Consider the following 3,309-nt stretch of genomic DNA (forward strand, 5'->3'; position numbering starts at 1 on the left):
GTGCAGGTCTTCTATAATAACTTGGAGCTTACTTACTTTCCCGGGTTTGATCCCAGTATCATCAGCGGTGCGGGGCTTAACTTCTCTGTTCGAGATGGGAAGAGGTGAACACCCGTCCTATCGGCTCCATACTTTTTACAAGGTCATAGCCTTTTTCCATATTGTGAGATAAAATAAACAGCAGTGTGTAAATTAATAAAAGGTAAGCTTTCGGGTAATTAGTACTACTCGACTTTGACATTACTGCCTTTACATCTGTAGCCTATCGACCGTGTCGTCTACACGGACCCTTCATGGAATACTCATCTTCAGGTCAGTTTCGCACTTAGATGCTTTCAGCGCTTATCTGGTCCCGACGTGGCTACTCAGCTATGCCCTTGGCAGAACAACTGATATACCAGCGGTCAGTCCAACTCGGTCCTCTCGTACTAAAGTCAGAACCTGTCAATATTCCTACGCCCACAACAGATAGGGACCGAACTGTCTCACGACGTTCTGAACCCAGCTCGCGTGCCACTTTAATCGGCGAACAGCCGAACCCTTGGGACCTTCTCCAGCCCCAGGATGTGACGAGCCGACATCGAGGTGCCAAACCTCCCCGTCGATGTGAGCTCTTGGGGGAGATCAGCCTGTTATCCCCAGAGTACCTTTTATCCTTTGAGCGATGGCTGTTCCATACTAAACCACCGGATCACTATATCCTACTTTCGTACCTGATCGACTTGTCGGTCTCACAGTCAAGCTCCCTTTTGCTATTGCACTCTACGCACGGTTACCAAGCGTGCTGAGGGAACCTTTGAAAGCCTCCGTTACTCTTTTGGAGGCGACCACCCCAGTCAAACTACCCACCAAGCAATGTCTCCCCTTTGGGGATTAGAATTCCAGTACAAGAAGGGTGGTATTTCAACGTTGGCTCCCCGATGCCTAGCGACACCGGCTCACAGCCTCCCACCTATCCTACACATCCAGTACCAAAACTCAATGCTAAGCTATAGTAAAGGTTCATGGGGTCTTTCCGTCCCGTTGCGGGTAAACGGCATCTTCACCGTTACTACAATTTCACCGAGCTCACGGCTGAGACAGTGCCCAGATCGTTACACCATTCGTGCAGGTCGGAACTTACCCGACAAGGAATTTCGCTACCTTAGGACCGTTATAGTTACGGCCGCCGTTTACTGGGGCTTCAGTTCAATGCTTCGCCTTGCGGCTAACATCCCCCCTTAACCTTCCAGCACCGGGCAGGTGTCAGGCCTTATACGTCATCTTTCGATTTAGCAAAGCCATGTGTTTTTGTTAAACAGTCGCCTGGGCCATTTCTCTGCGGCCTCGATTGCTCGAGGCTCCCTTTATCCCGAAGTTACAGGGTTAATTTGCCGAGTTCCTTAGCCGTGATTCACTCGAGCGCCTTAGAATATTCTTCTCGACCACCTGTGTCGGTTTACGGTACGGGTTACTTATCAGTTATACACGCCTAGACTTTTCTTGGAAGTTTACTCACTACACTCGTTTTGGCATTGCTGCCGCCTCTCAAAGACACTATTCCGTCAGTATCTGGTAACCTGTAATCTCCGTCATCTATTTGCCCAATAAGTAAGTGCAGGAATATTAACCTGCTGTGCATTAGGTTGTCGCTTTCGCTAGACCCTTAGCCCCCGACTAACCCTCAGTTGATTAGCATAGCTGAGGAAACCTTAGTCTTTCGGCGTGAGGGTTTCTCGCCCTCATTATCGTTACTCATGCCTACATTTGCTTTTCTGAACGCTCCAGCCAAGCTCGTCGCTCAACCTTCACCGCAGATCAGAATGCTCCCCTACCAGTATATAAATATAATCCAAAGCTTCGGTACTTTACTTGATGCCCGTTTATTATCGATGCCCGCCTCGCTCGACCAGTGAGCTGTTACGCACTCTTTAAATGAATAGCTGCTTCCAAGCTAACATCCTGGCTGTCACTGCAATCAGACTTCCTTAGTTCAACTTAGTAAAGATTTTGGGACCTTAGCTGTTGGTCTGGGTTCTTTCCCTCTCGGATTGGGACCTTAGCACCCCAACCCTCACTCCCGGGTATATTTTAAGCCATTCAGAGTTCATCAGGATTTGGTAGGATTTGACTCCCCCTAGTCCTATTGGTAGCTTTACCTGCTTAAAACTTAACCCCGAGGCTGTTCCTAAAAACATTTCGGGGAGTACGAGCTATTTCTCAGTTTGATTGGCCTTTCACCCCTACCCACAAGTCATCCAAATACTTTTCAACGTAAACTGGTTCGGTCCTCCACTCCGTGTTATCGGAGCTTCAACCTGCTCATGGGTAGATCACAAAGTTTCGCGTCTACTCCCACTGACTAAGCGCCCTATTCAGACTCGCTTTCGCTCCGGCTGCTCACATCTATATGATTAACCTCGCCAGTGAAAGTAACTCGTAGGCTCATTATGCAAAAGGCACGCCGTCACCCCAATAAGGGCTCCGACCGCTTGTAAGCGTATGGTTTCAGGGTCTTTTCACCCCCTTACTCAGGGTACTTTTCACCTTTCCTTCACAGTACTCGTTCACTATCGGTCTCTTGGTAGTATTTAGCCTTACCGGATGGTGCCGGCAGATTCAAAGGGGATTTCTCCAGTCCCCCCCTACTCAGGATACCACTACAATTACATAAGCTTACCAATACAGGGCTCTCACCTTCTACGGCCTGCCTTCCCAGACAGTTCTTGTTCCTTTATATAATCGATGTCGTGGTCCTACAACCCCAGTCTTGCCGCAACAACACTGGTTTGGGCTAATCCGCGTTCGCTCGCCACTACTTACGGAATCACTTTTGTTTTCTCTTCCTCTGCTTACTTAGATGTTTCAGTTCAGCAGGTTCGCCTTCTATCTTAAATAGAATAATAGATCTTCAATCTACTGGGTTGCCCCATTCGGAAATCTTCGGATTAAAGGTCTTGTGCACCTCCCCGAAGCTTATCGCAGCTTAACACGTCCTTCATCGCCTCCAAGAGCCTAGGCATCCCCCATACGCCCTTAATTCACTTACTCTTTTATAAAATATCTTCATCCCGAAGGATTCAATAATTCTAATTTGCTCTTACTCTTTACTTTATTCTCACAATATGTCAAAGAACCTTGTGTGAATTTTGATAGATCATTCCATCGCATTCACAGCGCTCCCGCTTCTTGCTTCCCACATTTGGAAAGGGTAGGGGTGGTGTTTTTAGTCGCTAGTCACTAGTCGTTAGTCGCTAGTCATTAGTTACTCCTTCAATCTGTTGATTAAACTCGTTCGCTTAATCTGTAACTCTTAACTCTTAACTCTAA

Annotated in this window: 2 rRNA genes; both read right to left on the bottom strand. The window is 47.6% G+C overall.

The features are described 5' to 3' along the window. Window positions 1-19 precede the first annotated feature (19 nt). Window positions 20-131: ribosomal RNA gene (rrf, locus tag V7S75_RS11375) — 5S ribosomal RNA — on the bottom strand. Between the two features lie 67 nt (window positions 132-198). Continuing rightward, window positions 199-3,030, bottom strand: a 23S ribosomal RNA gene (locus V7S75_RS11380). Between the last annotated feature and the right edge of the window lie 279 nt (window positions 3,031-3,309).

The organism is Aquirufa sp. TARAVU-A1A (assembly GCF_054558675.1).